The organism is Streptomyces sp. NPDC004667, assembly GCF_040609475.1.
In the GTDB taxonomy this organism is placed as follows: domain Bacteria; phylum Actinomycetota; class Actinomycetes; order Streptomycetales; family Streptomycetaceae; genus Streptomyces.
The window spans coordinates 98,778-122,552 of sequence record NZ_JBEXKC010000010.1 but is presented as its reverse complement, the minus strand read 5'-3'; the positions used below and the strand labels follow the sequence as shown (position 1 = coordinate 122,552).

The following is a 23,775-nucleotide window of genomic DNA, read 5'->3' as shown; positions in this document are numbered from 1 at the left end:
CCGGGGCCACTGGGAGCTATTGCAAGCATGCGCTTGCAATAGTTAGCGGGGTGCGGCAGGATCGTGGCATGGCATCGCTCAACGTCGGAAACCTCGGCGAATACCTCCGCGAGCAGCGGCGGCAGGCCCAGCTCTCGCTGCGGCAGCTCGCCGACGCCGCCGGGGTGTCGAATCCGTACCTGAGCCAGATCGAGCGCGGGCTGCGCAAGCCGAGCGCGGACATCCTCCAGCAGCTGGCCAAGGCGCTGAGGATCTCCGCGGAGACGCTGTACGTGCAGGCCGGGATCCTCGACGAGCGGGACCGGGACGAGGTGGAGACGCGCGCCGTCATCCTCTCCGACCCGTCGATCAACGAGCGGCAGAAGCAGGTGCTGCTCCAGATCTACGACGCGTTCCGCAGGGAGAACGCCCTGGAGGACGACGGGACCGGGACGGACGGCTCCGCCGCCGCCACGGGCTCCGCTCCGGCTTCCGCTCCGGGTTCCGCTCCCGCTGCGGGCCCGGAATCCGGACCCGGCGCCGACTCCGACACCACCGCGGTGCCCCCTACGAACTGACTGTGATCCGGGAGGACCAGCACATGGCCATCGCCGATGACCTGAAGAAGACCCTCACCGACCCCACCCCCCTCTACTTCGCCGCCGGTACCGCCGACCTCGCCGTCCAGCAGGCGAAGAAGGTGCCCGGCCTCATCGAGCAGCTGCGCGCCGAGGCCCCCGCGCGCATCGAGGCCGTGAAGAACGCGGACACCAAGGCCGTGCAGGAGAAGGCCAAGGTCGCCCAGGAGGCGGTCACCGCGAAGTTCACCGAGGTCCTCGGCGCGATCGACCCGAAGAAGCTGGGCGAGACCGCCCAGGACCTGGCGCTGCGCGGCGTCGGCGTGGCCGCCGAGTACGCCGTACGGGCCAAGGAGACCTACGACAAGGTCGCCGAGCACGGCGAGCAGGCCGTACGGTCCTGGCGCGGCGAGGTCGCCGACGAGATCGTGGATATCGCCGGGGCCGTGGAGCCCGAGGCGTCCGAGCCGCAGGCCACGACGGAGGCCGAGCCGGCCGCCGAGGCGTCCACCGAGGCGTCCACCGGTGCCGGGGACAAGCCCGCCGCGAGGAAGACCACCGCGCGCCGCGGCACGTCCGGCGCGGCCAAGAAGGCCGCCGCCACGTCCGGCGACGAGAGCTGATCGACGCACGGCTGACCGGGCACCCGAGCGGTGCCCGGTTCGTTGTCGTTTGGGAAAGGGACTCCGGCGGTAGCGTGGAGTCAGGTGAGCCCGAGGTGAGAAGGCGGTCCGGACGATGCTGATGCAGGGGTTCAACAACGGGGTGCTGCCGTTGCTCGGCTACGCCATGCTGGCGCTCGCCGTGGTGGCCTTCGTCTTCGCGGTGATGGCGCGCGAGGACGCGTACCGGGCGGCCGAGAAGCAGACCAAGACGTTCTGGTGCGTCATCCTGGGCGTCACGCTCCTGGTGGACTTCTTCCTCGGGATGCTGTTCCTGCAGATCGCGGGCCTGGTGGCGAGCATCGTGTTCATGGTCGACGTGCGCCCCGCCCTCAAGCAGGTGTCCGGTGGCGGCCGTCGCCGCGGGGGCAGCAGCAGCGACGGACCGTACGGCCCGTACAACGGCGGCCGCTAGGCCGTCCGCCGAGGCATCCGCCGGGGCATCCGCCGGGCCCTCCGCCAGGGCGTCCACGCCTCGGCGGCCGGGCGCATCAGCCCGCCGCGCGGGAGAGCAGGACCACCGCCACGTCGTCGGTGAGCTCCCCGCCGTTGAGGCGGCGGGCCTCGGTGACGGAGGCCTCCAGCAGGCCCTCACCGCTCAGGCCGCGCTCCAGGTGGCGGTTGATCATCTCGACCATTCCGTCCTGGCCCAGCCGTTCGCGGCCCTCCCCGATGCGGCCCTCGATGAGGCCGTCGGTGTAGAGCATCAGGCTCCAGGTGCCGCCCAGGTCGACCTGGCGGCGGGGCCAGCGGGCCCGGGGCAGCAGGCCCAGCGCCGGTCCGCTGTTCTCGTACGGGAGCAGCTGCGCGCGGCGGCCCGGCCTCGATATGAGCGGGGCCGGATGGCCGGCCAGGCACAGGCCCGCGCGGCGGCCGTCGGGGGAGATGTCCACGGTGCACAGGGTCGCGAAGATCTCCTCGCAGGGCCGCTCCACCTCCAGGACCTCCTGGAGGGTGGCCAGCAGGTCGTCGCCGCAGAGTCCGGCCAGGGTCAGCGCGCGCCAGGCGATGCGCAGCTCGACGCCGAGGGCGGCCTCGTCGGGGCCGTGGCCGCAGACGTCGCCGATCATCGCGTGGACGGTGCCGTCGGGGGTGCGGACGGCGTCGTAGAAGTCCCCGCCGAGCAGGGCCCGGCTGCGGCCGGGCCGGTAGCGGGCGGCGAAGCGGAGGTCGGAGCCCTCCAGCAGGGGGGTGGGGAGCAGGCCGCGTTCGAGGCGGGCGTTCTCCTGGGCGCGCAGTTTCGATTCTGCGAGCTTGTACTGGGCGATGTCCGCCCGCTTTCTCTCCACGGCGTAGCGGATGGCCCGGCTCAGGAGCCGGCCGTCGAGCTCGTCGCGGAAGAGGAAGTCCTGGGCGCCGACGCGGACCGCCTCGGCGGCGCGGTCGGCGTCCGCCTCGGACGTCAGGACGAGGACCGCGTGCCGCGGGGCGAGGCGCAGGACCTGGCGCAGGACGGCGAGGCCGTCGTCCTCGGCGTCGGCGTCGGCGTCGGCGGCGGAGCCGGTGCCTGAGGCCGTGCCCGTGCCGGTGCCTGAGCCGGTGCCGGACGGGGCGAGGCCCAGGTCCAGCAGGACGCAGTGCACGTCGGGCGTCAGCAGCCGCGCGGCCTCGGTGAGGTTGCGGGCGCTGCGCAGCCGGATGCGGTGGCCGTCGGTGTCGAGGATCTCGGGGACGGTGAGTCCGCCCGCCGGGTCGTCTTCTATCACCAGCAGGGTGAGTGACGCCGGGGGTGCGGTGGCGGTGACCGGCGGCGCGGCCGCCGCACCGCTCTCCGCGACCGGGATCTCCCTTTGCCGCGGTACGGGTACGGCCATCGTTTCCGGTTCCTTCCCTCCCCCCGAGGGTGCGCTCATGCGCAGACCCTAGCGGGCGGGTGGCGGCGAGCGGAATGGCCATCGGGGTGGGGGAGGGGGAGGGCCTCCGTCATATGCCCTTATCGCGGGGGATGACCGGGTTCCCGGGATGACCAACGTCACCACCCCCCGTCCGCCCACCGAGACCCCCACCACCGTTCCCGGAACCGGCCCCCACGATCGCCGGCGCCCCGCCGGTCTCCGGACGCCGCCCCCTGGAACGAGCCCGTCCGCGGCACGGGCGAACCGCACACCCGGACGCCCCCGGCGGCGCCGACGGGCCCGCGGCGGCCGGCTGCACTGACCGCCTCCGTGTTGCGCCTTTGGTCCTGGCCAGGGTCGCGGACCAGGCCCGGTGGCTGTGGTCCGGGTGGTGTGGCGGCTCGGGGAGACGCACCGGCCCGTGTCCCTGGCAGACCTTGGGCCCTCCAGCTCCGGGCGGGCCGGCGGGCCCGCGGCCGGCCCGGCGGCGCTGACGGCCTCGGGGTCGGGTCCGCCCCCCCCGACCGGGGTAACGGCCCCCGACCGGGGCCGCGGACCGGTCCGGGGGTGCGGACTGCGCGGGGCCCGCGGGGCAACCGGGGCCGCGGACTGCGCGGGTCCGCGGGCCAACCGGGGGTGCGGACCTGCCGGGGGTCCGGGCCGGGTCGGGGGTGCGGACCGGCCAGGGGCGCGGGCCAACCGGGGCCGCGGACCGGCCCGGGTGCGCCGCCCGACCCGGGGCCGCTCGATCCGTGACCGCCCGGCCAGGGCTTACGCGTCGGGGCGGACCACGGCCTTGATCGGCATGGAGCCCGCGCCCGCCATCGTGATGTTGCGCCCGGGGCGCGGGGCGTGGACCATCGCACCGTCACCGACGTACATGCCGACGTGGCTCGCGTCGTCGAAGTAGATGATCAGATCGCCGGGCCGCATGTCCTTCAGCGCCACCTTCGGCAACAGCCGCAACTGCTCCTGCGAGGTCCGCGGGATGGGCCGCCCGGCCGCCAGCCAGGCCTGCGAGGTCAGCCCCGAGCAGTCGAAGGAGCCCGGTCCCTCCGCGCCCCACTCGTACGGCTTGCCCATCTGCGCCGTGGCGAACTGCACGGCCCGCTTCCCGGCGTCCGTCGCCGCGCCCTTGACGTCCTTCATCGCGCCCGACGACAGCCACGCCGTCTGCGCCTTGTACTGCGCCTCCTGCTCCAGCTGGATCAGCCGGGCCTTCTCCTCGGCCGCCAGCCGGCTCTCCAGGGCCTCCGCCGCCTTGATCTTGTCCTCGATCTCCTTCTTGGCGGCTTCCTGCTTGACCCGGTTCTCCTCCATCTTCTGCCAGAGCGCGCCCGCGTCCTTCGCGTACCGCTCCAAGTCGGTCTGGGTCCGGTTCAGTTCGGAGAGCAGGTCCGTCGTCGCCTTCTCGCCCTGCCGCAGCCGGCCCGCGCCGTCCAGGTACGCCGACGGGCTGTCGCTCAGCGCCAGCGCCGCGCCCGGCGGCAGCCCGCCCGAGCGGTACTGGGCGCGGGCGGCGGCGCCCGCGCGGTCCTTCAGGCCGCTGATCCGGTCCTGGCCCGCCACCACCAGCTTGGCGATCTCGACGATCCGCTCGGACTGCGCCTTGGTCTCGCCCACCGCGAGGTTGTACGCGTCCGTGGCGGTCCCGGCCTGCCGGTAGAGGTCCTCGATCTCCTTGCGGACCTGGTCCAGGGACTTGCCCTCCGGCTCGGGCGCCGGTGCGGAAGGAGCGGCCGGCGCCGCGGGCGCGGCGTGCGCGCTGCCCGTCGCCAGCCCGGGGGCCGTCAGTATCGCCATCGCGCACAGCAGCGCGAGGGCGGACACTCCCTGCACGCGTGACGACGCTCGCTTCGCGGTCCCCATGGCTCCCCCAGGCGCCCCGAGCCAGACCGGACATCACCCGACATCAGATCTGACTATTCATCAGTAACTTGGCACTGTCACCGGGATGGTGCCACGACTCGGTGAATTCCAACACCCTTCCGGATGCCGTTCCCGATCATGACCGCCCATGTCTCGCCCACCCCCGCCGACTCAACGGACGGTTCCCGCAACCGGTTCCCCGCGCGCCGACATTCACCCCGCCGGGCGCAACGCCTCCCAGCGCACGGTCAGTTCCCCCTGCCGCCACCGCCCCGGACCGTCCGCCAGCGGCCAGTCCGCCGCCAGCGCCCGCGCCGTACGGATCCACCGCTGCCGCGCCCCGTACGAGGCGTACGGGGCCGCCGCCGCCCACGCCCGGTCGAAGTCCCGCAGGAAGGCGTGCACCGGCTCACCCGGCACGTTCCGGTGGATCAGTGCCTTCGGCAGCCGCTCCGCCAGGTCCGAGGGACGATCCAGGGAGCCCAGCCGGGTCGCGAACGTCACCGTGCGCGGCCCCTCGGGCCCCAGCGCCACCCACACGTGCCGCCGCCCGATCTCGTCGCAGGTCCCCTCCACCAGCAGCCCGCCCGGGGCCAGCCGGTCGCGGAGCCGCTGCCACACCTCCGCGACCTGCTCCTCGTCGTACTGGCGCAGTACGTTCGCCGCGCGGATCAGGGCCGGGCGCTCACCGCCCTCCAGCGGCACCTCGAAGCCGCCGTGCCTAAAGCTCAGCCCCTCCCGCTCGTACGGCTTCGCCCCCGCCACCCGCGCCGGCTCGATCTCGATGCCGACCACCCGTACCCGCGGCGCCGCCTCCCGCAGCCGCGCCAGCAGCTCCACCGCCGTCCAGGGCGCGGCCCCGTACCCGAGGTCCACCGCCACCGGGGCGTCGGCGCGGCGCAGCGCCGCCCCGTGCGTGGCGGCGATCCAGCGGTCCATGCGCCGCAGCCGGTTCGGGTTCGTGGTCCCGCGCGTCACGGTGCCGACAGGGCGCTTGGGGGACGGCGGAGTGCTGCGGGAGACCATGCGCCGAGCGTATGCCGAGCGGCCCGGCAAGATAAAAAACCGGCAAACCGAGGAGGAAGTCCGGGCCTCCCGGAATGCGGGGGACCGCCATCCGGGTTGCACTCCTTGCAGAGCGCCGACCGCGCTCCCGCAGTCATGCCGCCCCGCATGCGCTGCCCGCCCAGCCCGTCGTCCGAGCGATCCGAGCGAGAGGAACTGCTCCCTTGAGCCAGTACGTGTCCCGTCTCGGCGGCAGCATCAGCGGCCGCATCGCCGCCGCACGCGGCACCCGCCACGACCCGCCCCGCCTGCGCCTTCCGGCCGTCGGCCACCACCGCAAGCCGCGCCGCGTGGCCATGCTCAGCGTGCACACCTCACCGCTGCACCAGCCCGGCACCGGCGACGCCGGCGGCATGAACGTGTACATCGTCGAGCTCGCCAAGCGCCTCGCCGCGATCAACATCGAGGTCGAGGTCTTCACCCGCGCCACCACCGGCGGCCTGCCGCCCGTCGTCGAGCTCGCCCCCGGCGTCCTCGTCCGGCACGTGGACGCGGGCCCGTACGAGGGCCTCGCCAAGGAGGAGCTCCCGGCCCAGCTGTGCGCCTTCACCCACGGCGTCATGCAGGCCTGGGCCGGCCACCGCCCCGGCTACTACGACCTGGTGCACTCCCACTACTGGCTCTCGGGCCACGTCGGCTGGCTCGCCGCCGAACGCTGGGGCGTCCCGCTCGTCCACGCCATGCACACCATGGCCAAGGTCAAGAACGCCGCCCTCGCCGCTGGCGACGCCCCCGAACCGGCCGCCCGCGTCATCGGCGAGACACAGATCGTGGCCGCCGCCGACCGGCTCATCGCGAACACCGCCGAGGAGGCCGACGAACTCGTCCGCCACTACGAGGCCGACCCCGGCAAGGTCGCCGTCGTGCACCCCGGCGTCAACCTCGACCGCTTCACCACCGGCGACGGCCGCGCCGCCGCCCGGGCCCGCCTCGGGCTGCCGCAGGACGCCGTGATCCCGCTCTTCGCCGGCCGCATCCAGCCCCTCAAGGCCCCCGACATCCTGCTCCGCGCCGTCGCCGAGCTCGTCGACCGCGACCCCTCGCTGCGCACCCGCCTCTTCGTCCCCGTCGTCGGCGGCCCCAGCGGCAGCGGCCTCGCCAAGCCCGAGGGCCTCCAGAAGCTCGCCGCGAAGCTCGGCATCGCCGACCTCGTGCACTTCCACCCGCCCGTGCGCCAGGACCAGCTCGCCGACTGGTTCCGGGCCGCCTCCGTCCTGGTCATGCCCTCGTACAGCGAGTCCTTCGGGCTCGTCGCCATCGAGGCCCAGGCCACCGGCACCCCCGTCCTCGCGGCCTCGGTCGGCGGTCTCCCCGTCGCCGTCAACGACGGCGTGACGGGCATCCTCGTACCCGGCCACGACCCCGTCGACTACGCGCGCGAACTGCGCCGGTTCGTGGACGAACCCGCCCTCACGGACCGGATGGGCGCCGAGGCCGCCCGGCACGCCCAGTTCTTCGGCTGGGACACCGCCGCCAGCGGCACGGCGGACGTGTACACCGCGGCCATGCACGACCACCGCCGTCGCGTACGCTCCCACCATGGCTGACACCGCCGCGATCATCGAGTCCACGCTGGCCGGCGCCGAGCTGGGCTGGGAGAGCCCCGAGCCGGGCAGCTACGTCGTCCAGCTCCCCGGCACCCGCAAGCTGAGCACCACCTGCTCGCTGCGGATCGGCCGCCACTCCCTCTCGGTGAACGCCTTCGTCATCCGCCACCCCGACGAGAACGAGGCGGGCGTCCACCGCTGGCTGCTGGAGCGCAACCTCAAGCTGTACGGCATGGCCTACGCCGTCGACCCCCTCGGTGACGTCTACCTCACGGCCCGGCTCCCGCTGTCGGTCGTCACCCCGGAGGACCTGGACCGCCTCCTCGGGACCGTCCTGGAGGCGGCGGACGGCGCCTTCAACACGCTGCTGGAGCTCGGCTTCGCGAGCGCGATCCGGCGCGAGTACGAGTGGCGCGTCTCGCGCGGCGAGTCCACCCGCAACCTGGACGCCTTCAAACACCTGACGCGCCCTTCGGCCTGATGCGCCCGGCGGCTTGAGGCGGCCGGCGGCTTGAGGCGGCCGGTGGCCTGACGCGGCCCTCGGCCTGACGCGCCCCTCGGCCTGACGCGCCCCTCGGCCTGATGCGCCCGGCGGCTTGAGGCGGCCGGTGGCCTGACGCGGCCGGTGGCCTGACGCGGCCCTCGGCCTGACGCGGCCCTCGGCCTGATGCGGCCGACGGCCTGAGGCGCCCAGTGGCCTGACGCGGCCCTCGGCCTGATGCGGCCGACGGCCTGACGTGCTTCGGCCTGACGCGGCCGACGGCCTGAGGCGCCCCTTGGCCTGACGCGGCCGGCGGCCCGAGCCCCGCAGCCCGTGGCGCCCGGCGCCCCGCGCGCCCGCAACCCGTGGCGCCCCGCGGCGCCGGACGCGGCCCGGCGTCACGCCTCCGCGGCGGCGGCCACCGGCTGCGCCCCGGCAGGGACCGTGCCACCCGCGCCGGCCGATCCGGCATCCGTGCCGCCCGACCCGGCAGCCGAGCCGCCCTTGCCGCCCGCCACCGGTGCGACCCGTGCGACCCGCACCCCCGGCGCCCCCGGTCCACCCTCGGGGAGACCCCGCATCAGCAGCCAGTAACCCAGCGCCGCCACCGTCCCCAGGACCCCCGTGGCCCCCCACAGCCACGCCGGGCCCAGGCGGTCGATCACGAACCCGGCCATCAGCGGCGCCACCAGCGCGGCCACCGCCCACGACATCGTGTACATCCCCTGGTAGCGCCCGCGCCCGTGCACCGGCGACAGCCGTGCCACCAGCCCCATCTGCGTCGGCGAGTTCACGATCTCCGCCAGCGTCCACACCATCACCGTCAGCGCGTACGCCCACAGCGGCCCCGCGAAGGCCGTCATCGCGAACCCGTACCCCGCCAGCAGCGCCGAGATCACCAGCAGCTTCTGCGGGTCCCGGTGCTCGATGAACCGCGTCACCGGGATCTGGAGCGCCACGATCAGCACCCCGTTCACCGCGACGACCAGCCCGTAGTCACCGGGCGAGAAGCCCGCCGCGCCCATCGCCACCGGCAGCCCCACCGAACCTTGCGTGAAGATCAGCGAGATCAGGAACGACAGTCCGACGACCCCCATGAACCGCCCGTCCCGCAGTACGTCCCCCAGCCCGACCTCCGGCCCGGCCGCCTCCTCCTGCGCCGCGTCCCGCTCCGGCCGGGACTCCGGCAGCTTCGCGAACACCAGCACCGCGCACAGCAGCGTCAGCGCCGCCTCGCCCAGGAAACCGGCCAGGTAGCTGTACTCCGCCACCAGCCCCGCCACGGCCGAACTGATCGCGAAGCCGAGGTTGATGGCCCAGTAGTTCAGCGCGAAGGCCCGTACGCGGTCCTCCGGCCGGACGATGTCCGCCATCATCGCGGACACCGCCGGGCGCGAGGCGTTCGAGGTCATCCCGACCAGCAGGGCCACCGCCGCGATGGCCGCCGGATGCTCCATGAACCCCAGCAGGGCCACCGAGAACGCCGTCGACACGTTCGCCGCCAGCATCGTCGGCCGCCGCCCGAGCCGGTCGGTCATCACCCCGGCCACCAGCGAGGAGACCACCCCGCCCAGCCCGTGCAGGGCCACGACCAGTCCCGCGAAGGAGGCCGAGTAGCCCCGGTCCAACGTCAGGTACAAGGTCATGAAAGTGGCGACGAAGGCCCCGAGCCGGTTCACCAGCGTGCTCGCCCACAGCCACCAGAAGGCACTCGGCAGACCCGCCACGCTCTCCCGCGCGGCCTGTCTCAACCTGCCAACGGACATAAGGAATCCCCCCGATGATGTAAGCGCCACCCCAGCTCTCGGCACATTACGAGGACGCCCCACCGGCCGCCACTGGATTGACGCCGCCCGTCAATCGGGGAGCCCTCCGCGGCCCCCCTGGAGCCGCGCGCGGGCGCACCGGCCCGTCCATTAGGCTCGTACGCATGGCCGACGCACCGTACAAGCTGATCCTCCTCCGTCACGGCGAGAGCGAGTGGAACGCGAAGAACCTGTTCACCGGCTGGGTGGACGTCAATCTCAACGAGAAGGGCGAGAAGGAGGCGGTCCGCGGTGGCGAGCTCCTGAAGGACGCCGACCTCCTCCCCGACGTGGTCCACACGTCCCTCCAGAAGCGCGCGATCCGCACCTCCCAGCTCGCGCTGGAGGCCGCCGACCGCCACTGGATCCCGGTCCACCGCTCCTGGCGCCTGAACGAGCGCCACTACGGCGCCCTCCAGGGCAAGGACAAGGCCCAGACCCTCGCCGAGTTCGGCGAGGAGCAGTTCATGCTGTGGCGCCGCTCCTACGACACCCCGCCGCCGGCCCTCGCGGACGGCACGGAGTTCTCCCAGTCCGAGGACCCGCGCTACGCGAGCATCCCGCCGGAGATGCGCCCGAAGACGGAGTGCCTCAAGGACGTCGTCGTCCGCATGCTCCCGTACTGGTACGACGCCATCGTCCCGGACCTCCTCGCGGGCCGCACCGTCCTGGTCGCCGCGCACGGCAACTCCCTGCGCGCCCTGGTCAAGCACCTGGACGGCATCTCCGACGCCGACATCGCGGGCCTCAACATCCCCACCGGCATCCCGCTCGCCTACGAACTGGACGCCTCCTTCAAGCCCCTCAACCCGGGCGGCACCTACCTCGACCCGGCCGCCGCGGCCGCCGCCATCGAGGCCGTCAAGAACCAGGGCAAGAAGTAACCCTTACCCACGAAACAGCCCCCCACCTGCCGTTTCCCGGCGGGTGGGGGGCTTTTCGCTGCCGGGGGCTGTTTTGCGCCGGGGTGGGGCTTTTTCGTTGGTTTGAGATGGGGGGAGGGGGTGCGGAGCGCGCGTGAAGTGGCGTTTCGGCGCTGAAGGTGGTGGGCCGGACGGGTGAGTGCTTCGTTTCTGCGCTGTCGGGCCCCGGGGCCGCCCGGATACAACTCCGAGTCATGATCAAGAACCTCGTGAGGCGCGGTCTGCCCGCGCTCGCCCTCGCCCTGCTGCCCGTACTCGCCTCCGGCCCGGCCGCCGACGCCTCGTCCGCGCCGCGGGCCGCCGCCTCCGCCGCCCGTAGTGACTCCCACTTCTACGGCGGCTCCACCCTCCACAAGAACCAGGCGTGGACCTCCGGCAACGGCCGGACCGTCCTGCGCGTCCAGAGCGACGGCAACTTCGTCCTCTACAAGGACGGCAAGGCCGCCTGGCAGGCGCCGAACGTCTGGCCGAAGGCCAACAGCGCCGTCTTCCAGGAAGACGGCAACTTCGTCGTCTACGACAGCAACGGCAACCCCGTCTGGGCCGCCGGCACCTGGCACAAGGGCCAGTACCTGTCCGTCCAGGACGACGGCAACGCCGTCGTCTACAACAGTGCCAACCAGCCCGTCTGGGCCACCAACACCGGCGACTGACCGCGCGCCACGGCGAAGGGCCCCGCCGGACGCGGTCCGGCGGGGCCCTTCGGGCGTGCCTCCGTGGGCGGGGTCAGCCCCCGCACTGGCAGGGGGCGCCGGACTGGCAGCCGCAGCCGCAGCCCGACCCGCAACCGCAGGCCGCGAGCAGCGGGAGGCGCAGGGGCTCCGGCGGCCGGGGCGGCTGCTCCTGCTCCGGGGTGATGGGAACGGGGGAATCGGGCATGGTTCCTCCTCGCAGGCGGCGTACGGGAAGTGGTGGTGCCTTCGCCTCATTCATGCCCAGCCACACCGGCGCGTCAACGGCGCATTGGGGCTCGGAAGCGGACGGTCAGACCCCGTCGACCTGCGTCGGCTGCTGGAGCTCGTCCGCGTGCTCACCCGTCACCAGGTAGACCACGCGCTTCGCCACCGACACCGCGTGGTCGGCGAAGCGCTCGTAGTAGCGGCCCAGCAGGGTCACGTCGACGGCCGTCTCGATGCCGTGCTTCCAGCGGTCGTCCATCAGGTGCTGGAAGAGGGTGCGGTGCAGCTGGTCCATCTCGTCGTCGTCCTGCTCCAGCTGGAGCGCGAGGTCGACGTCCTTCGTGATGATCACTTCGGCGGCCTTCGCCATCAGCCGCTGTGCCAGCTGCCCCATCTCCAGGATGGTCGCGTGCAGGTCGCGCGGGACGGCCCGGTCCGGGAAGCGCAGCCGGGCGAGCTTCGCCACGTGCTGCGCCAGGTCGCCCGAGCGCTCCAGGTCGGCGCTCATGCGCAGCGAGGTGACGACGATGCGCAGGTCGGTGGCGACCGGCTGCTGGCGGGCCAGCAGGGCGATGGCGCGGGCTTCGAGGTCGTGCTGGAGGTCGTCGACCTTCTGGTCGGCGGCGATGACGCTCTCGGCCAGCTTCAGGTCGGCGTCCAGCATGGCGGTCGTCGCCCGCCCGATCGCGGAACCGACGAGCCGGGCCATCTCGACCAGGCTTTCTCCGATCGAGTCCAGTTCCTCGTGGTACGCGTCGCGCATGGTGGTGTCCCTCTCCTGCCGGTCTTACTGCCTGCTCGTCTGCTGCGTGGCTCCTGGCCCCACGTTCTACACGTTCGGGTGCCAACGCGTCCGACTCCGGCATCGCAAGTGAATCAACCCCGTCGCCAGGGTGAACTCTGGGCGACGAGTGTTCGAGCTGCCACCCGAACGGCTGTGGAAGTGTCGTTCTGCCTGCTTAACCTGGATGCATGGACGTGAACGCGGCGGTCGCCGCAGCTGCAGCGATCGCCGGTCTGTGCACCGGTGTGATCGCGATGCTGGCGTTCCGCTGGAGCGAGCGCGACCAGGCCCGCCCCACCCGGAGCTCCATGCGCCCCGACATCAACGCGGTGCTCCCACCCGGTGTGGACACCGTCCTCTCCGTGCTCCGCTCCTCCGCCGTCGTCCTCGACGAGGGCGACGCGGTGGTGAAGGCCAGCTCGGCGGCGTACGCCCTGGGCCTGGTCCGCGGCGGCAAGCTGGCCGTGGAGCCCATGCTCCACATGGCCCGCGACACCCGCCGGGACGGGGAGATACGCCAGATCGAGCTCGACCTGCCCCGGCGCGGCACCGGCCGCGGCGAGGCCCTCGCGGTCTCCGCCCGGGTGGCGCCGCTCGGCTCCCGCCTGGTGCTCCTGCTCGTCGAGGACCTCACCGAGGCCCGCCGCATCGAGGCGGTCCGCCGCGACTTCGTCGCGAACGTGTCGCACGAGCTGAAGACCCCGGTCGGGGCGATCTCGCTGCTCTCGGAGGCGGTCATGGACGCCGCCGACGACCCCGAGGCGGTCAGCCGCTTCGCGGGCCGCATGCAGATCGAGTCCACCCGCCTGATCAACCTCGTGCAGGAGCTGATCGACCTCTCCCGGGTGCAGAACGACGAGGCACTGGAGGACGCCGAGCCCGTGCGGGTGGACACCCTGGTGGCCGAGGCCATCGACCGGTGCCGCCACACGGCGACGTCCAAGCAGATCACCATGGCCGCCGGCGGCACCGCCGACCTGCGGGTATGGGGTCACCGGGGACAGCTGGCCGCCGCCCTCGGCAACCTGGTCGAGAACGCCGTCAACTACAGCCCCGCCCGCACCCGCGTCGGCATCGCCGCGCGCCGGGTGTCCGCGCCGGGTGGAGACTTGATCGAGATAGCCGTGACCGACCAGGGCATCGGCATCCCGGAGAAGGACCGCGAGCGCGTCTTCGAGCGCTTCTACCGCGTGGACCCGGCCCGCTCCCGCGCCACGGGAGGAACCGGACTGGGCCTCGCGATCGTGAAGCACGTCGCGGCCTCGCACGGCGGGGAGGTGTCGGTGTGGAGCTCCGAGGGCCAGGGCTCCACGTTCACCCTGCGCCTGCCCGAGGCGGCCGCCCAGACCCCGACGGACGCCCCCGCACCCGCCCGACCCCGACCCCAACCCGAACCCGAAACAGCCATCCCTGCCCCGGAGGTCCTTCCGTGACCCGAGTGCTCGTCGTCGAGGATGAGGAATCCTTCAGCGACGCCCTGTCCTACATGCTCCGCAAGGAAGGCTTCGAGGTCGCGATCGCCGCGACCGGGCCCGACGGGCTCGACGAGTTCGAGCGCAACGGCGCCGACCTCGTCCTCCTCGACCTGATGCTGCCCGGTCTGCCGGGCACCGAGGTCTGCCGGCAGCTGCGCGGCCGCTCCAACGTCCCCGTGATCATGGTGACCGCCAAGGACAGCGAGATCGACAAGGTCGTCGGGCTGGAGATAGGAGCCGACGACTACGTCACGAAGCCCTTCTCCTCCCGCGAGCTCGTCGCCCGCATCCGCGCGGTGCTGCGCCGCCGCGGCGAGCCGGAGGAGGTCACCCCGGCGGCCCTGGAGGCGGGTCCGGTACGGATGGACGTGGACCGGCACGTGGTCACCGTCGCCGGCGCCAAGGTGGACCTCCCGCTGAAGGAGTTCGACCTGCTGGAGATGCTCCTGCGCAACGCCGGCCGCGTGCTCACCCGCATGCAGCTGATCGACCGGGTCTGGGGCGCGGACTACGTCGGCGACACCAAGACCCTGGACGTCCACGTCAAGCGCCTCCGGGCCAAGATCGAACCCGACCCGGGCGCCCCGCGCTACCTGGTGACCGTCCGCGGCCTCGGCTACAAGTTCGAGCCGTAGACAGACCGGCGGGCGTACGAACGAAGGGAGGGCCCCGGCCGCATCAGCGGCCGGGGCCCTCCCTTCGTGTCTCGCGGCGTCAGTGACCGGCGGCGTGCGAGGCGCTGCCCGACGGCGACGGGGTACCGGGGGCCGAGGCGCCCGCGGCGCCCGACGCGGAGCCCGACGGCGAGCCCGAGGGGGAACCGGACGGAGAGCCCGACGGGGAGCCCGACGGGGAGCCCGACGGGGTGGAGCCCGCGGCGGCCGGGGCCTCGGTCGGGCCGAAGGGGGCGTACATGCCGGCGGCGGGCACGACCTGCGCGCCCACGGGCACGTCACCGGTGCTGCTCAGCTGGAAGACGACTGCCTCGACGTTGCCCGCTTCCACCGCGGAGGCCATGCCGCCCTCGATGGCGGCGGAGGCGTTGCCCTTGCCGCCGATGACCACGGAGCCGTTCGGGGGCACGATGATCTTGTCGGCGCCGCCGGCGCCCTTGAGGACCACCTTGGACTTGGTGGCCGGCAGGGTGATGCCGCTGAGGACCTGCGGCTTCTCGCCGGTGTTGAAGACGGTCGCCGAGACGGAGGCCGCCCCCTTCTTGCCCTTCTCGCCCTGGCTGATCACCAGTACGTTCTGGACCTTGATGTCGCCCTTGGTGGCGGCGGCGTTGTCCGGCTTGATCTGGAGAGTCTGCGCGTCGTTGCCGGCACCGCACGCGGCGAGCGAGGCGATCGAGAACACGATGGCGGTAGCGGCGAGGGTGCCGCGTCGAAGGCTGCGGCTCACGGCTGCGGCAACTCCTAGGACGTACGGACGGGAGGGTGGACTCTCGGGACGGCCGAGGTAAAGCCGCCCTAAGGGTCTGTCAGCGCGCTTAGGTTACCGAGCCGCCGCCCCGCCCCCGCACCCGACCCTCCGCTCCGCGCGCCCCGCGCCGCGCCCGCCCCGCGATCTTGCATTCCCCATAACCTCCGGACGCCGCGCGGTGATCAATTTCCGGATTCCCTCGAACGCGGATCCGTGATCAATTCGGGATTGGGCCGGAACCCGCTCCGTACGCGTGCCCGCCAGTCGAACGGAGTACTTCGGTTTCCCGGCTCAGAACCCGGCAAAACGGGACGTACGTCACAGTCGTGAGCTCCTCCGCCAGGTGTAACGTGGTCGATTCGACCGGTCCGTACAGCGCCTCCGACCTGCGAATACCCCCTTCCGGAAGCCCTTCGCAGCACGTTCGTGTCGCTGTTGTCAAGCCCCGAGATGTGCCCTGACCTGCGAAAACGCCATTCATAACAGTCAGTTCTCGTGTTACCCTGGATAGCCACGGAAGGGGTACCTGTCACATGACGTTCAAGGTTGGCGACACCGTGGTCTATCCCCATCACGGGGCCGCGCTGATCGAGGCCATCGAAACTCGCCAGATCAAAGGCGTGGACAAGACCTACTTGGTGCTCAAGGTCGCCCAGGGCGACCTGACGGTTCGTGTGCCTGCGGACAATGCGGAGTTCGTCGGCGTTCGCGACGTAGTCGGCCAGGACGGGCTGGACCGGGTCTTCGAGGTGCTCCGCGCACCGTACGCAGAAGAGCCGACGAACTGGTCCCGGCGCTACAAGGCAAATCTGGAGAAGCTCGCTTCTGGCGATGTCATCAAGGTCGCCGAAGTGGTGCGTGACCTGTGGCGTCGTGAGCGTGAGCGCGGGCTTTCCGCGGGTGAGAAGCGCATGCTCGCGAAGGCGCGCCAGATTCTGGTGAGCGAGCTCGCGCTCGCCGAAAACACCAACGAGGACAAGGCCGAGGCCCTCCTCGACGAGGTTCTCGCGTCCTGACGCTCGAACCGAACCACAGTGTGCCGCGGTGCCCGATGACGGACCCCCTCCTCCACGAGGGGGTCGTTGCCGGGCGCTGCGGCATGTCTGCATCCACGTCCACGGACCCTTAGGCACAGACCCGTAGACACAGACCCGTAGGCCTGCTTCTGGCGCGCCGGGCCCGGCCAGCCGGCTCGACCGGTCGTCACGGAAGGGGCGAGGGCGTCGCACCCGGCACCCTTCAGGCCATACCCATGTCGGCCGAAGTCACAAACCTGGCCCGGAGCTACTACTGATGTCTGACCAAACGCGCCCCCACCGCACCGCCGCGGTGATCCCGGCCGCCGGACGCGGGGTACGCCTCGGCCCCGGCGCCCCCAAGGCCCTGCGGGCGCTCGGCGGGACGCCGATGCTCATCCACGCCGTCCGCGCCATGGCACGCTCCCGCGCGGTGTCCCTCGTCGTGGTCGTCGCGCCGTCCGACGGGACCGCCGAGGTGCGCAACCTGCTGGACGAGCACGCGCTGCCCGAACGCACCGAGATCCGGGTCGTCCCCGGCGGGGACACCCGCCAGGAGTCCGTCCGGGCCGGCCTGGACGCCCTCCCGGCGGACATCACCTCCGTACTGATCCACGACGCGGCCCGCCCGCTGGTCCCCGTGGACACCGTCGACTCCGTCGTCGAAGCCGTCCGCGACGGCGCCCCCGCCGTGGTCCCCGCCCTGCCGCTGGCCGACACCGTCAAGGAGGTCGAACCCGGCGCGCCCGGCCGGCCCGAACCGGTCGTCGCCACGCCCGAGCGGGCCCGGCTGCGCGCCGTACAGACCCCGCAGGGCTTCGACCTCGCCACCCTGCTGCGCGCCCACGAGGCCATCGCCGTCAGCGGCGAGGGCGCCACGGACGACGCCGGCATGGTGGAACGCACCGGGGTCACCGTCGTGGTCGTCCCCGGCCACGAAGAGGCCTTCAAGGTCACCCGCCCGCTCGACCTGGTCCTCGCCGAGGCCGTACTCGCCCGCAGGAGGGCCACCGATGCGTACTGATTCCGAAGGCCGTGCCGGGCGGGCCGCCGCCGGCGCCCCGCTGATCCCGCTCGTCGGGATCGGGACCGACGTCCACGCCTTCGAGGCCGGGCGCGAGCTGTGGTGCGCCGGGCTGCTGTGGGAGGGCGAGGACGGTCTCGCCGGTCACTCCGACGGGGACGTCGCGGCCCACGCGGCCTGTGACGCCCTCTTCTCGGCGGCCGGGGTCGGCGACCTCGGCGCCCACTTCGGCACCTCCCGCCCCGAGTGGTCCGGCGCCGCGGGCGTGACCCTGCTGGCGGAGGCCGCCCGGATCGTGCGCGCCGAGGGGTTCGAGATCGGCAACATCGCGATCCAGGTGATCGGCGTACGCCCGAAGATCGGAAAGCGGCGCGAAGAAGCGCAGAAGGCGCTCGCGGCGGCGGCGGGCGCCCCCGTCGCCGTCTCCGGCACCACCACCGACGGCCTGGGCCTCACGGGCCGCGCAGAAGGGCTCGCCGCCATCGCCACGGCGCTCGTCTACCGCGTCTGAACCTCCACCGCGTCCGAACGCCCGGGAACCCCCGGCCCGCCGGGCCGGGGCCTCGCGGCCCGGTCGAGGGCGCGCGGCGGCCCGGGGGGCTCCGCCGGGGCGCACGGCGCCGGGCAAGACGGGTAAACCGCCCGTACGGGACCTCGCGGGCCCCCCTTCCGCGCCCCTTGTGCAACAAACCCGCCCCCCGGGTGCCCAAAGGGTCGCGGGGCACTGCTAGAGGCCCACTACCCTGGATGCCGTGACTATTCGCCTGTACGACACCAGCGCCCGGCAGATCCGCGACTTCACCCCGCTCGTCCCGGGCTGCGTCTCGATCTACCTCTGCGGCGCGACCGTGCAGGCCGCCCCGCACATCGGGCACATCAGGTCCTACCTGAACTTCGACGTGATGCGCCGCTGGTTCGCGTACCGCGGCTACGACGTCACCTTCATCCGCAACGTCACCGACATCGACGACAAGATCATCGCGAAGTCCGCCGAGCAGGGCCGCCCGTGGTGGTCCATCGGCTACGACAACGAGCTGGCCTTCAACAACGGCTACGACGCCCTGGGCTGCCTGCGGCCGACCTACGAGCCCCGCGCCACCGGTCACGTCCCCGAGATGATCGAGATGATGCGCGGGCTCATCGAGCGCGGCCACGCGTACGAGTCCGAGGGCAACGTCTACTTCGACGTGAAGTCCTTCCCCGGCTACCTCTCGCTCTCCCGCCAGGAGCTCGACAACATCCGCCAGCCGGAGTCCACCGGCGAGACCGGCAAGCGCGACCCGCGCGACTTCGCCATGTGGAAGTCCGCCAAGCCCGGCGAGCCCTCCTGGGAGACCCCCTGGGGCCGCGGCCGTCCCGGCTGGCACCTCGAATGCTCCGCCATGGCGCACAAGTACCTCGGCGAGGCCTTCGACATCCACGGCGGCGGCCTGGACCTCATCTTCCCGCACCACGAGAACGAGATCGCCCAGGCCCGGGCCTTCGGTGACGAGTTCGCCAAGTACTGGGTGCACAACGCCTGGGTCACCATGTCCGGCGAGAAGATGTCCAAGTCCCTCGGCAACTCGGTCCTCGTCTCCGAGATGGTCAAGCAGTGGCGCCCCATCGTGCTCCGCTACTACCTCGGCACCCCGCACTACCGCTCGATGATCGAGTACAGCGAGGAGGCCCTGCGCGAGGCGGAGTCCGCCTTCGCCCGCATCGAGGGCTTCTACCAGCGCGTCATCGAGAAGGCGGGCGGGCCCGTCGAGGCCGCGGCCGAGGTCCCGCCGGCCTTCGCCGAGGCCATGGACGACGACCTGGGCGTCCCGCAGGCGCTCGCCATCGTCCACACCACCGTCCGCCAGGGCAACAGCGCCCTCGCCGCCGACGACAAGGACGCGGCCATCGCCCGCCTGTCCGAGGTCCGCGCCATGCTGGCCGTCCTCGGCCTGGACCCGCTCGACCCGCACTGGGCCGGCGAGGCGGCCGACCGGGGCGAGGACCTGCACGGAGCCGTCGACACCCTCGTACGCCTCGTCCTGGACCAGCGCGAGTCCGCCCGCGCCCGCAAGGACTGGGCCACCGCCGACGCCATCCGCGACCAGCTCCAGCAGTCCGGCCTGGTCATCGAGGACAGCCCCACCGGACCCCGCTGGACCCTCGGCCCGCGCTAGGCGCGTACGACCGACACGGCCCTCCGGAGCAGTCCGACTGTGCCGCCCGGCCTTCCGGGCGGCACACTCTTCATACGTACATATCGCAGCACCAACGAAAACAGGTAGAGGTCATGGCCGGGAACAGCCAGCGCAGGAACCGCCGCACGTCCAACAAGAAGGGCGCCACGGTCGGCAGCGGTGGCCAGCGGCGCAAGGGCCTCGAAGGCAAGGGCCCCACGCCCAAGGCCGAGGACCGCAAGAAGCACAAGGCCAACCGCATCGCGAACGCCATGGCCCGCCAGGCCGCCAAGCGCCGCCCGGCCCCGCGCCGCGGCGGCCCCAAGGGCACCAGCGAGATGGTCGTCGGCCGCAACCCGGTCTTCGAGGCGCTGCGCGACGGCGTCCCCGCCACCACCCTCTACGTCCAGCAGTTCATCGACAACGACGAGCGCGTCCGCGAGGCCATCCAGCTCGCAGGCGAGCGCGGCAACATCAACCTGATGGAAGCCCCGCGCCCCGAGCTCGACCGCATGACCAACGGGCTCAACCACCAGGGCCTGGTCCTCCAGGTCCCGCCGTACGAGTACGCGCACCCCGAGGACCTCACCGCCGACGCCTACGACAACGGCGACGACCCGCTGATCGTAGCCCTCGACGGCGTCACCGACCCCCGCAACCTCGGCGCGATCGTCCGCTCCGTCTCCGCCTTCGGCGGCCACGGCGTGGTCATCCCCGAGCGCCGCGCCGCCGGCATGACCGCCGGAGCCTGGAAGACCTCCGCCGGCACCGCCGCCCGCACCCCGGTCTCCCGCGTCACCAACCTGACCCGGGCCCTCCAGGACTACAAGAAGGCCGGTCTGGCCATCGTCGGCCTGGCCGCCGAGGGCGAGCACTCCGTCGCCGACCTCGAAGCGCTCTCCGGTCCCGTCGTCATCGTCGTCGGCTCCGAGGGCAAGGGCCTCGGCCGTCTCGTCGGCGAGAACTGCGACTACCTCGTCCGCATCCCGATGCCGGGCGGCGCCGAATCGCTCAACGCCGGTGTCGCCGCGGGCGTCGTCCTCTACGAGGCCGCCCGCCGCCGCGCCGAGGCCGGCCGCGTCTGACGGCACCGGGGCAGGGCCCGCCCGCCCCGCCGCTTGATCCACTTGCCTCACGGGGAGTCACCCGTGAGCGTGTCACCCCGCCCCTTCCGGGCGGGGTGACTTGATCTTGACGGGTCTCGGACAGATCCCTGCTGTCAAGGCAGTGTCCTAAACACTGATCACTCGGTTAGATGAGTGTGGACACCAGAACGTCAGGGTTCGACGACCAGCCCGCGCTGAGCATGGTCAAGGTGCCGTGCGACCCCGCACAGGTCATCGTCAACCACGCCAGCTTCCGCGTGCGGCTCGCACCGAGCCCGAGCGCGCGTTCCAAGCCCGCGAATACCCCCGGCCGCGCGCCCGTACTCGGCGCCGCCGTGGTCGCCGCCGCCGGAGCCACCCGCCGCCGCGCCCCCGTCGTCTGGAGCGGCAAGTCCGCCCCCGGCGACGCCGCGGCCACGGGCGGGCTCCTCCAGGCCGTGCGGGAGGCCGGCCGCGGACACGACGCATACGACGGCGGGGCCACCCAGACCATCCCCCGGGTCGACCTCGCACACGACCTCGCCGACGACACCCTCACCACCCCCACCGTCATCGGCCAGCGCACCTACGGGGACCCGGACGAGACCCGCGCGCTCACCGCCCTACGGGACCTGCCCCACCGGCCGCACGACCCGCAGTACCCCCCGCAGTACCACCCCCCGCACTACCCCGACACCGACTCCCGGCGCGGTCCCGCCGACCCCCGCGCCCAGGCCTCCTACTACCCCGGCCGCCGGATGAACCTCGGCGTCGTGCTGCTCCCGCTGCGCGTCTTCCTCGGCTTCATCTCCATCTACGCCGGCATGGGCAAGCTGTGCGACCCCGTCTACTTCGACGGCGGCGAACGCGGCTCCATGGTCAGCTGGCTCCACACCCTCCACCCCTGGGCCCTCGCCGAACCACTGCGCGACTTCGCGCTGGCCCACCCCGTGGGAGCCGGCCTCACCGTGGCCTTCTTCCAGGTCATCGTCGGCGTCCTGACCGTCTTCGGCCTCTGGCAGCGGTTCGCCGCCTGCATCGGGGCCCTGCTCTCCGCCGCCCTGCTGATGACGGTCAGCTGGAAGACCGTCCCCGCCTACGACGCCCCCGACATCATCTACCTGGCCGCCTGGAGCCCGCTGATCATCGCCGGCGCACCCGTCTACTCCCTCGACGGCCGGCTCTCCGGAGAGGCCTGGCGCACCCTCGGCCCCCGCGCCGAACTCTGGCGGCTGCGCCGGCGCGTCCTGCGCCGCGGCGCGGTGATGGCCACCGTCGTCTGCGGGCTCACCCTCCTCATCGGCTCCGTCCTCGGCGGCGCCGTCCGCTCCAGCACCGTCGTCACCGTCCCCGGCCCCGGCCAGGCCCCCAGCAACTACCTCCCCGGCAGCCCGCTGCCCCAGGCCCCCGCCCGGCCGTCCGGACCCGCGGTCAAGCAGCAGCAGCCCTCGAAGCAGGCCGCCACCCCCTCCGCGTCCGCCCCCACCCCCTCCGCCAAGCCCGGCCGCACCGGCAGCGGCTCCACCACCCGGGAGACCGCCGGCACCGGCACCGGCTCCGGGGCCCCCAGCGCCACCAGGAGCGGCGGCAGCGGCCAGACCCCGCGCAGCACCACCCCGAAGCAGTCCAGCCCGCAGCAGCCGCCCGCCTCCTCCTCCGGGAGCCGGGGCGGCGGAGGCGGGGACACCCCGGCCAAGAAGCCCGGCCTCGTCGGCGGCCTCCTCGGCTGACCCCTCCCACCCCGAAGGGCCCGGCACGCCACCGAGCGCGCCGGGCCCTTCCACGTACGGGGCCGCGTACGGGGGCCGCGTACGGACCGAGACGGCGCAGGAGGCAGGAGGCTCAGGCGGCGTTCTGCGCCGCCAACTCCCGCGCCGCCTCGGTCAGGTCCTTCGCGGTGTCGATCGCCCGCCAGTAGGCCCCCTGCGGCAGCGGAAAGCCCGCCAGCCGCCGCTCGCGCGCCAGATGCGGGAACGTCGTCCGCTCGTGGTCCCCCACATCGGGCAGCAGCGCCGCGAACTCGGGGGCGAACACGTACACGCCGGCATTGACCGGGTACGGCGACGGCGGCGCCTCGATGAAGTCCAGCACCTGACCGAACTCGTTCGTCTCCACCACCCCCCACGGAATCCGCGGCCGGGCCAGCGCCAGCGTCGCCGTCGCCCCCCGCTCCTCGTGGAAGGCCGCCATCTCGCGCAGCGGGAACCGCGTCCACACGTCCCCGTTGGTCGCGTACCACGGCCGGTCACCGCAAGGCAGGTGCCGGGCCGCGTACTTGAGGCCGCCACCGCGCCCCAGCGGCTCCTCCTCGACCACCGTCGTCACCCGCAGCGGCAACGGCGCGCACGCCAGCCACTCCTGGAGCACGTACGCGAGGTGCCCGCAGGAGACGACGACATCGGTGACCCCCTCCGCCGCCAGCCAGGCCAACTGGTGCCCGATGATCGGCAGTCCCGTCCCCGGGATCTCGACCATCGGCTTCGGACGGTCGTCCGTATACGGCCGCAGCCGCGATCCCTGGCCGCCCGCCAGGACGACCGCCTGGGTGGGCGGGGCCGGGAACGCGGCCGCGCGGTCGGTGGGTTGGGATGAAACGGGCGGTGCGGGAGACGCGGGAGATGCGGGGGGAACATCGCTCATGGCCGTCAGCGTAGGGACGGCCCCTGCCCCGGCGGAGGCAGGCGCGGCGGGCGTCAGCCCATCGAGGCGACACCCGAGGCGTACGAGGTGTCGCACACCGGGCGCGCGAACGACTGGGCCTTCGTGGGCCCGTACGCGTCCACCGCGGCCCGGCCCAGGGCCCGCGCGATGCCCACGCAGTGGTCGGCGAGCGAAGGACGCTTGTCCACCTCCTGCTGGAGGTGGGTCAGGACGTCACCCGGCTCCTCGCCCTGCCGGATTTCACCGAGCAGCTTGTCGCGCAGCACGTCCTGCGCGGCGCGCGGCTTCGCGGGGACGGAGACGTCCTCGGCGGAGGCGGTCAGGATCTGGGAAGGGGAGTTGTCCGCCCAGGGAACCATCGTGACCGCGAGGGTCCCGGACAGGACCAGGACGACGGGCAGGACCAGGGCGAGGGAACGGCCGATACGGCGGGCAGTGTGGGTCACGAGGGCGAGAGTAGCGCTCGGTGAAGATTTGGCGACATTTAGTCACCCGGTCGGGGGATG

Annotated in this window: 24 protein-coding genes; 15 read left to right on the top strand and 9 right to left on the bottom strand. The window is 72.8% G+C overall.

The genetic code is table 11. The features are described 5' to 3' along the window. Positions 1 to 68: 68 nt before the first annotated feature. The 3 genes from ABZW32_RS08395 (at position 69) to ABZW32_RS08385 (ending at position 1,634) form a co-directional block, all read left to right on the top strand. On the top strand, positions 69 to 557 hold the full coding sequence (locus tag ABZW32_RS08395; RefSeq protein ID WP_356212944.1) for a helix-turn-helix transcriptional regulator: 489 nt from the start codon (positions 69 to 71) through the stop codon (positions 555 to 557). A 23-nt stretch (positions 558 to 580) separates the two neighbouring features. Further along, entirely contained in the window at positions 581 to 1,180 is a 600-nt protein-coding gene (locus ABZW32_RS08390; protein WP_356212941.1) for a hypothetical protein, read from the top strand. Between the two features lie 115 nt (positions 1,181 to 1,295). Further along, positions 1,296 to 1,634, top strand: a complete 339-nt coding sequence (locus ABZW32_RS08385; RefSeq protein WP_356212938.1) for a DUF2516 family protein — start codon at positions 1,296 to 1,298, stop codon at positions 1,632 to 1,634. Positions 1,635 to 1,710: 76 nt separating this feature from the next. Here ABZW32_RS08385 and ABZW32_RS08380 read toward each other — a convergent pair whose 3' ends face one another. The 3 genes from ABZW32_RS08380 to ABZW32_RS08370 form a co-directional block, all read right to left on the bottom strand. Continuing rightward, positions 1,711 to 3,072, bottom strand: a complete 1,362-nt coding sequence (locus ABZW32_RS08380; RefSeq protein ID WP_356212935.1) for a fused response regulator/phosphatase — start codon at positions 3,070 to 3,072, stop codon at positions 1,711 to 1,713. A gap of 753 nt (positions 3,073 to 3,825) precedes the next feature. Then, positions 3,826 to 4,923, bottom strand: a complete 1,098-nt coding sequence (locus ABZW32_RS08375) for an NlpC/P60 family protein (RefSeq protein WP_356212932.1) — start codon at positions 4,921 to 4,923, stop codon at positions 3,826 to 3,828. Positions 4,924 to 5,136: 213 nt separating this feature from the next. After that, complete coding sequence (locus ABZW32_RS08370) at positions 5,137 to 5,949, bottom strand: class I SAM-dependent methyltransferase (protein WP_356212929.1); 813 nt, start codon at positions 5,947 to 5,949, stop codon at positions 5,137 to 5,139. A 236-nt stretch (positions 5,950 to 6,185) separates the two neighbouring features. Between ABZW32_RS08370 and mshA the strand changes: the two genes are divergently transcribed. After that, positions 6,186 to 7,535, top strand: coding sequence for a D-inositol-3-phosphate glycosyltransferase (gene mshA / locus ABZW32_RS08365; RefSeq protein WP_356213040.1), 1,350 nt, complete (start codon positions 6,186 to 6,188; stop codon positions 7,533 to 7,535). Continuing rightward, positions 7,528 to 8,016 (top strand): YbjN domain-containing protein, encoded by a 489-nt coding sequence (locus ABZW32_RS08360; RefSeq protein ID WP_356212926.1) that lies wholly within the window; start codon positions 7,528 to 7,530, stop codon positions 8,014 to 8,016. Before mshA ends, ABZW32_RS08360 begins: the two co-directional genes overlap by 8 nt. A gap of 398 nt (positions 8,017 to 8,414) precedes the next feature. Here the strand turns inward: ABZW32_RS08360 and ABZW32_RS08355 are convergent, their stop codons facing one another. After that, a complete protein-coding gene (locus ABZW32_RS08355; protein WP_356212923.1) occupies positions 8,415 to 9,782 on the bottom strand; it encodes an MFS transporter in 1,368 nt (455 codons plus the stop codon). 164 nt (positions 9,783 to 9,946) lie between these two features. On the opposite strand from ABZW32_RS08355, the gene ABZW32_RS08350 reads away from it, so the two are divergent. Both ABZW32_RS08350 and ABZW32_RS08345 read left to right on the top strand, forming a co-directional pair. Next, the gene (locus ABZW32_RS08350) at positions 9,947 to 10,705 is read left to right on the top strand and encodes a phosphoglyceromutase (protein ID WP_356212920.1); all 759 of its coding nucleotides are present in this window, start codon (positions 9,947 to 9,949) and stop codon (positions 10,703 to 10,705) included. 233 nt (positions 10,706 to 10,938) lie between these two features. After that, the gene (locus ABZW32_RS08345) at positions 10,939 to 11,397 is read left to right on the top strand and encodes a hypothetical protein (protein WP_356212917.1); all 459 of its coding nucleotides are present in this window, start codon (positions 10,939 to 10,941) and stop codon (positions 11,395 to 11,397) included. Positions 11,398 to 11,470: 73 nt separating this feature from the next. Here ABZW32_RS08345 and ABZW32_RS08340 read toward each other — a convergent pair whose 3' ends face one another. Together ABZW32_RS08340 and phoU are read right to left on the bottom strand one after the other, a co-directional pair. Beyond that, entirely contained in the window at positions 11,471 to 11,623 is a 153-nt protein-coding gene (locus tag ABZW32_RS08340) for a hypothetical protein (protein WP_167456794.1), read from the bottom strand. A 105-nt stretch (positions 11,624 to 11,728) separates the two neighbouring features. Further along, positions 11,729 to 12,406 carry a phosphate signaling complex protein PhoU gene (phoU, locus tag ABZW32_RS08335; RefSeq protein ID WP_030232376.1) on the bottom strand — a complete coding sequence of 226 codons (678 nt, stop codon included), beginning with the start codon at positions 12,404 to 12,406 and terminating at the stop codon, positions 11,729 to 11,731. Between the two features lie 209 nt (positions 12,407 to 12,615). Between phoU and ABZW32_RS08330 the strand changes: the two genes are divergently transcribed. Beyond that, entirely contained in the window at positions 12,616 to 13,860 is a 1,245-nt protein-coding gene (locus ABZW32_RS08330; RefSeq protein WP_356212913.1) for an ATP-binding protein, read from the top strand. Further along, positions 13,857 to 14,537, top strand: coding sequence for a response regulator transcription factor (locus ABZW32_RS08325; RefSeq protein WP_007265514.1), 681 nt, complete (start codon positions 13,857 to 13,859; stop codon positions 14,535 to 14,537). The genes ABZW32_RS08330 and ABZW32_RS08325 overlap by 4 nt, the downstream gene beginning before the upstream one ends. A 79-nt stretch (positions 14,538 to 14,616) precedes the next feature. Here ABZW32_RS08325 and ABZW32_RS08320 read toward each other — a convergent pair whose 3' ends face one another. After that, positions 14,617 to 15,306, bottom strand: coding sequence for a DUF461 domain-containing protein (locus tag ABZW32_RS08320; protein ID WP_356212910.1), 690 nt, complete (start codon positions 15,304 to 15,306; stop codon positions 14,617 to 14,619). 554 nt (positions 15,307 to 15,860) lie between these two features. Here ABZW32_RS08320 and ABZW32_RS08315 point away from each other — a divergent pair. The 6 genes from ABZW32_RS08315 to ABZW32_RS08290 all read left to right on the top strand — a co-directional run bounded on the left by ABZW32_RS08315 (position 15,861) and on the right by ABZW32_RS08290 (position 22,338). After that, entirely contained in the window at positions 15,861 to 16,343 is a 483-nt protein-coding gene (locus ABZW32_RS08315) for a CarD family transcriptional regulator (RefSeq protein ID WP_003953493.1), read from the top strand. 277 nt (positions 16,344 to 16,620) lie between these two features. Beyond that, positions 16,621 to 17,367 carry a 2-C-methyl-D-erythritol 4-phosphate cytidylyltransferase gene (ispD, locus tag ABZW32_RS08310; RefSeq protein WP_356212907.1) on the top strand — a complete coding sequence of 249 codons (747 nt, stop codon included), beginning with the start codon at positions 16,621 to 16,623 and terminating at the stop codon, positions 17,365 to 17,367. Next, complete coding sequence (gene ispF, locus ABZW32_RS08305; protein ID WP_356212904.1) at positions 17,357 to 17,878, top strand: 2-C-methyl-D-erythritol 2,4-cyclodiphosphate synthase; 522 nt, start codon at positions 17,357 to 17,359, stop codon at positions 17,876 to 17,878. The genes ispD and ispF overlap by 11 nt, the downstream gene beginning before the upstream one ends. A 241-nt stretch (positions 17,879 to 18,119) precedes the next feature. Further along, a complete protein-coding gene (cysS, locus tag ABZW32_RS08300; protein WP_356212901.1) occupies positions 18,120 to 19,523 on the top strand; it encodes a cysteine--tRNA ligase in 1,404 nt (467 codons plus the stop codon). 113 nt (positions 19,524 to 19,636) lie between these two features. Further along, a complete protein-coding gene (gene rlmB / locus ABZW32_RS08295; protein ID WP_356212898.1) occupies positions 19,637 to 20,608 on the top strand; it encodes a 23S rRNA (guanosine(2251)-2'-O)-methyltransferase RlmB in 972 nt (323 codons plus the stop codon). 170 nt (positions 20,609 to 20,778) lie between these two features. Beyond that, positions 20,779 to 22,338, top strand: a complete 1,560-nt coding sequence (locus ABZW32_RS08290; RefSeq protein ID WP_356212895.1) for a DoxX family membrane protein — start codon at positions 20,779 to 20,781, stop codon at positions 22,336 to 22,338. Positions 22,339 to 22,450: 112 nt separating this feature from the next. Here the strand turns inward: ABZW32_RS08290 and ABZW32_RS08285 are convergent, their stop codons facing one another. Then, positions 22,451 to 23,248: a nucleotidyltransferase family protein gene (locus ABZW32_RS08285; protein WP_356212892.1), complete on the bottom strand. Its 798-nt coding sequence runs from the start codon at positions 23,246 to 23,248 to the stop codon at positions 22,451 to 22,453. Between the two features lie 53 nt (positions 23,249 to 23,301). After that, positions 23,302 to 23,715, bottom strand: a complete 414-nt coding sequence (locus ABZW32_RS08280) for a hypothetical protein (RefSeq protein ID WP_356212889.1) — start codon at positions 23,713 to 23,715, stop codon at positions 23,302 to 23,304. Positions 23,716 to 23,775: the final 60 nt, after the last annotated feature.